Annotated in this window: 4 protein-coding genes; all 4 read right to left on the bottom strand. The window is 56.2% G+C overall.

Annotated features, from left to right (window positions below; translation table 11 throughout):
• Positions 1-109: 109 nt before the first annotated feature.
• The 4 genes from Q0Z93_RS09575 to Q0Z93_RS09560 all read right to left on the bottom strand — a co-directional run bounded on the left by Q0Z93_RS09575 (position 110) and on the right by Q0Z93_RS09560 (position 4640).
• Entirely contained in the window at positions 110-1270 is a 1161-nt protein-coding gene (locus tag Q0Z93_RS09575; RefSeq protein WP_298064963.1) for a sodium ion-translocating decarboxylase subunit beta, read from the bottom strand.
• 6 nt (positions 1271-1276) lie between these two features.
• The gene (locus tag Q0Z93_RS09570) at positions 1277-1735 is read right to left on the bottom strand and encodes a biotin/lipoyl-containing protein (RefSeq protein WP_298064961.1); all 459 of its coding nucleotides are present in this window, start codon (positions 1733-1735) and stop codon (positions 1277-1279) included.
• 419 nt (positions 1736-2154) lie between these two features.
• Positions 2155-3060, bottom strand: a complete 906-nt coding sequence (locus tag Q0Z93_RS09565) for an OadG family transporter subunit (RefSeq protein ID WP_298064957.1) — start codon at positions 3058-3060, stop codon at positions 2155-2157.
• A gap of 17 nt (positions 3061-3077) precedes the next feature.
• The gene (locus tag Q0Z93_RS09560) at positions 3078-4640 is read right to left on the bottom strand and encodes an acyl-CoA carboxylase subunit beta (RefSeq protein ID WP_298064954.1); all 1563 of its coding nucleotides are present in this window, start codon (positions 4638-4640) and stop codon (positions 3078-3080) included.
• Positions 4641-5434: the final 794 nt, after the last annotated feature.

Here is a 5434-nt window from a genome sequence, read left to right as displayed (position 1 = left end):
GACTGCGGAGCCTAAGGAGTAGCGCAGCTATCTCAAAAGTTCTTTGCGTCGCTTTCTTTCAAGAAAGCGACAGTCCCGTACGGCACGGTGCTAAATAAACGTACGATGTTTAAGAGAGGAATCCGAGCAGGATCCCCGCCGCCACTGCCGAACCGATCACTCCTGCCACATTCGGCCCCATGGCGTGCATCAGCAGGTAGTTCGTCTTGTCGTATTTCATCCCCACCTCCTGAGACACCCGCGCCGAGTCCGGTACCGCAGAAACCCCCGCATTACCGATCAGCGGGTTGATCTTATTGCCTTCCTTGAGGAACAGGTTGAAGAATTTCACGAACAATACTCCGCCGAACGTGGCCACCACGAACGATGCCGCTCCGAGACCGAAAATCCCCAGCGATTTCGCTGTCAGGAACGTCGTCGCCTGGGTCGATGCCCCCACTGTCAGACCGATCAATATCGTCACGATGTCGATGAGAGGCCCGCTCGCCGTGTTGGCCAGACGTTTGGTGACGCCGCTCTCTTTCAACAAATTGCCGAAGAACAGCATCCCGAGCAACGGCAAACCTGACGGCACAAGGAAACAGGTCAGGAGCATCCCGATAATCGGAAACAGTATTTTCTCCCGCTGCGATACCTGACGCGGCGGTTTCATCCGGATCAGCCGCTCTTTCGAGGTCGTAAGCAGTTTCATGATGGGCGGTTGAATCACCGGCACCAATGCCATATACGAGTAGGCCGCGATAGCGATAGCTCCCATCAAGTCCGGGGCGAGTTTTGAACTGAGGAAAATGGCGGTAGGCCCGTCGGCGCCGCCGATAATGCCGATTGCCCCTGCTTCTGCAGCGGTAAAGCCAAGCGCCAATGCCGCGATGTAAGCTCCGAAGATCCCTAACTGTGCGGCTGCTCCGATCAGCATCAGTTTCGGATTGGAAATTAATGCCGAGAAGTCGGTCATGGCGCCGATCCCCAGAAAGATCAATGGCGGATAAACTCCTTTCAAAACTCCGAAGTAGAGGTAGTTCAGGACGGATCCGTCTTCGTAGACGCCGATCTGTAGCCCGGGTACGAATGGGATGTTCCCTACCAGAATCCCGAAGCCGATCGGAAGCAGCAGCATCGGCTCGAATTTCTTGGCTATGGCCAGGTAGATGAAAAACAGGCCGAAGAGGATCATGATGATATGTCCCCATGTGACGTTCGCAAAACCGGTATAGGTCAGGAATTGCTGAAGGTTCTCGCCGATAAATTGAAAAAAGCCGTGATTCTCCATAGTGTACTACCCGATTGTGATTAATACGTCGCCTTCGAGCACGGCGTCGCCTTTGCGGGCTTTGATCTCTTTGACGGTGCCGTCGCGGTCGGAGTCGATGTTGTTTTCCATCTTCATGGCTTCGAGGATCATCAGTTGCTGCCCGCTTTTGACGCTGTCGCCTACGTGTACCAAGACGTCGAGCACGACGCCGGGCAAGGGCGATTTGATATTCCCTGCAGTAGCAGAGGCCGTCGATGCGGGGCTGGCGGTTCGCGCCGTGGCGGGATGATGGCTCTCGCTTGTGGCTGCGACGGTCGGCTGCTGCACGATCTTGGGCGTCTTGGTTGCTCTCGGGGCGCTCATGCCTTCTACTTCCACTTCGTACCGGGTACCGTTGACGTTCACTGTGGCGGTGCTGTCCTCTACGTTCGATATGGTTACGGCGTATTCGTTGCCGTTAATCTTAATCTTATACTCTTTCATAAAACTCTTTTTTATCGGTTCATTTATTCTCTGCCTTAGTTGGGGAGGCAACCGTACCTTTTCTGAAGAAAAGGTACCCAAAAGACTTTCCGATAGCTGCGCTACTCCTTACGCTCCGCAGTCCTCTTGCATTGCGTTTGCTTTGGGCCGGAGCAACAGACCGCTCTTAATATTGCGATCCTTCGGATCGCCGACCTCCGCGCCCAGGCGCTTTGCGCCTCGGGGGTGGGCGCGAGGTCGAACTAAGGTGCAATAGAGCGGTCTGTTGCTCCCGGCCCAAAAGGATCAAAGACAAGGGTATCCGGCAGGCTCAAGAGATGCGCAAGCATCTCAGAAAGTTTTTCTGGTTCTCTTTGTGAACAAAGAGAACAGTTCCCTCAAACATAGGGCACAGAATGAATGAACGGTTAAAAGGACTGTTATTTACGGATGGGTTGGTTATTGAGGCCATAGATTTTGGAGCTCCACGGAGAATAAGCCCGCGCCACCCGGTTAATCGTCAGGATATGCGACTCGATATCGTGCATATCCTCCTCATACCTGCGTAAAGCGATAGCGATAGCCGCGATCTCCTCGCCCACCAGCTCCCGCTCCGGTTTGACGGCACTCTTCGCCGCATTCGGCACAGTCGCCGCCGCAGTTTCCTCCTTTTTTGTCGTCGCGCGGATCATCAGCCGGCCGATATTTTTGAAAAAGAAGAACAGCAGGATCAGCGCCGAGAACACCACCGACATGGCCGTAATCGCCATCACCACCCCCGAAGGGTCGCGCAGGCGGAACTTTTCCGCCGCCGGCATTTTCTCCTCAGTCTCATTCGCCTGCATCGGCGTGATCCCCGCCAGCGGCCCGAACGCCTCAGCCCCCGTTCCCGTATCCTCCGCCCAGCCGATCGATACGTCCGGCAGTTGGGCTGTCACATCATAGACGACCGAATCCACCACGTTCCGTCCTTGGTCCATAAAAGCCAGGTAGCCCGTCTCGTCGAGTACGAAATTGGTGTGGAACGTCCCCCGGTTCGATGAACTGTCCGCAAAGAAAATCACATAGCCCTGCGGCGGAATCAACGTCCGTGAGTCGTTCTTCGGAATGCGGTAAGTCCGCGTCAGGTCTCCCCGCCGCACGGTCAGGTACGCTCCCCCGATATTCACATTGGAGTAGCCCGTGTTGTGCAGCTCGATCCACCCTTCGTGATTCCCGTGGTCATCGACGTAGCTCGAACGGTTGTCCACCAGCACCTCGTTGATCCGTATGTCTTTCAGCCCCTGTGCATACCCCCCCGCACACAGAGCGGCAAGGACGAGCATAAGTAAAAGTCTCTTCATCATAATGTATGCACGAAAGGTTACAACGGAATGTTGGAGTGTTTCTTCGGCGGATTGACCACTTTCTTGGTCACCAACGACTGCAAGGCGCGGATGATCCGGAACCGGGTGTTGCGCGGTTCGATCACGTCGTCGATGTAGCCGTATTTCGCTGCCACGTACGGATTGGCGAACTTCTGCCGGTATTCCTCTTCTTTTTCCGCCAGGAATTCCGCCCGTTTGGCATCGTCCTCGATCGCTTTGGCTTCCTTGGCCATCAGGACTTCGACGGCTCCCTGCGCCCCCATCACGGCGATCTCTGCCGTCGGCCAGGCGTAGTTCAAGTCCCCCCGCAGGTGCTTCGACGACATCACGCAGTATGCCCCGCCATAAGCCTTCCGCAGAATAACGGTGACTTTAGGCACGGTAGCTTCCCCGTACGCAAAGAGCAGTTTTGCCCCGTGGGTAATGATCCCGCCGTATTCTTGTGCTGTCCCCGGCAGGAAGCCCGGCACGTCGACCAAGGTGACGATCGGTATGTTAAACGCATCGCAGAATCGCACAAACCGCGCCGCCTTCCGAGAAGCATTGATGTCCAACACCCCGGCATAATATTTTGGCTGGTTGGCGATAATCCCGACGCTCTGTCCGTTGAACCGGGCGAATCCCGTCACGATATTCGGCGCAAAGGTGCGCTGCGATTCCAAAAACTCGCCGTTGTCGACGATCGCATGGATCACATCCAATACATCGTACGGTTTGTTCGGGTTGTCCGGTATCAGCTCGTTCAGTGCGTCTTCGAGCCGGTCGATGTCGTCGGTGCATGCCACGAGCGGCGCGTCTTCGAGGTTGTTCTGAGGCAGGTAGCTGAGGAGTTTCCGAATGATGGCCATCCCTTCCTGCTCGTTCTCGCAAACGAAGTGGGCCACGCCTGACTTCGTGGAGTGCATCGAGGCTCCGCCCAGCTGTTCTTGTGTCACTTCTTCGCCGGTCACGGTCTTGACGACTTTCGGCCCGGTGACGAACATGTAGCTGGTCCCTTTGTTCATGAGGATGAAGTCGGTCAAGGCGGGCGAATAGACTGCTCCGCCTGCGCACGGTCCCATGATGGCCGAAATCTGCGGGATTACGCCTGATGCCATAATGTTCCGCTGAAAAATTTCGGTGTACCCGGAAAGTGCATTGACGGCTTCCTGAATCCGCGCGCCGCCGGAGTCGTTGATCCCGATGACCGGGGCTCCGTTTTTCATGGCCATGTCCATCACTTTGCAGATCTTGGCGGCAAAGGTCTCGGACAGGGAACCGCCGAATACGGTGAAGTCCTGACTGAATACGTAAACGAGCCGACCGTCGATCGTGCCGTATCCGGTCACGACGCCGTCGCCGTAGTACGATTCTTTCTCGATCCCGAAGTTGGTGCATCGGTGGGTGACGAACATGTCGAATTCTTCGAAGCTCCCTTCGTCGAGCAGCAGGTCGATCCGCTCCCGGGCGGTGAGTTTCCCTTTGGCGTGCTGTGAGTCGATGCGTCTCTGTCCGCCGCCGAGCTTGGCTTGCTCGCGCAGGGTAACGAGCTCTTTGATTTTTCCTTGATTGACGCTCATAAAAAAGTTTGTGTGGTTCTATTCGTGTTTGTTTGTTCGGTTTTCTGCAGCCCTCGGGCCGGGCGGGCTTTTTTCTTGGGTAGTCGCCTCGGGCGGATGTTTTTTCTCTTCGTTGCCCTTATGCCGACTGGGCTTTTTTCTTTAAAAAATACCTTTTCTTCGCCGCTCATGCCGCGGGGCACTTTTTCTTAGCCGCCTTAAGCCGGCGAGGCTCTTCATTTCTTTTGACAGCAAAAGAAACGAAGCAAAGAAAACTGCCTCCAGCCGGTTTCGCCTTGTCGAAAGCCGGTCGTTCAGCCCGGCTTTCTCAAGTCAAAACGCGACATTCCCGGGTCTGCTGTGTCTACCCGCTTCCGGGTGTGTTTTCGCGTGCGGAGAATATCGTTTCCCGCGTCAGTAGCCAGACCGTTATGCCTAACGGTGCCCAAGAGGGCTTTTCGGCTATGATCTCCCTATGTTAGGCCGGAGCCACCCCGGGTGGAGGGTGCCGCTCGGCACTCGAGCCGAGCAGGAACTACCCCAACTCCGTAAGCTGTGACCCGAAACTGTATTTGTCCCGCGCGCTGGCGAAAATCCGGTTCGCAGAACCGGGCGGGCCGGACGCCTCCCCCACGGGAGGCCCGCAATAAGGCCGCAAGCGTCCTTGATTGCAGCATCCCGGGCGTCCGACCTGAACTCTATCCGCATGCCAGACAAGGACTGTAACTACCCTTTCTTGGCCGGCGCCAGCGGGGCTTTGGGGTAGAGGCGGCCAATAAAACAGCCAACGGCTGCGGCTCGTGTGCCGAGCGGCC

Origin of the sequence: uncultured Rikenella sp., from assembly GCF_947628055.1 — a bacterium.
Taxonomy (GTDB): Bacteria; Bacteroidota; Bacteroidia; order Bacteroidales; family Rikenellaceae; genus Rikenella.
Note: the sequence above shows the minus strand (reverse complement) of the source record. Positions and strands in the feature narration are given on the sequence as shown.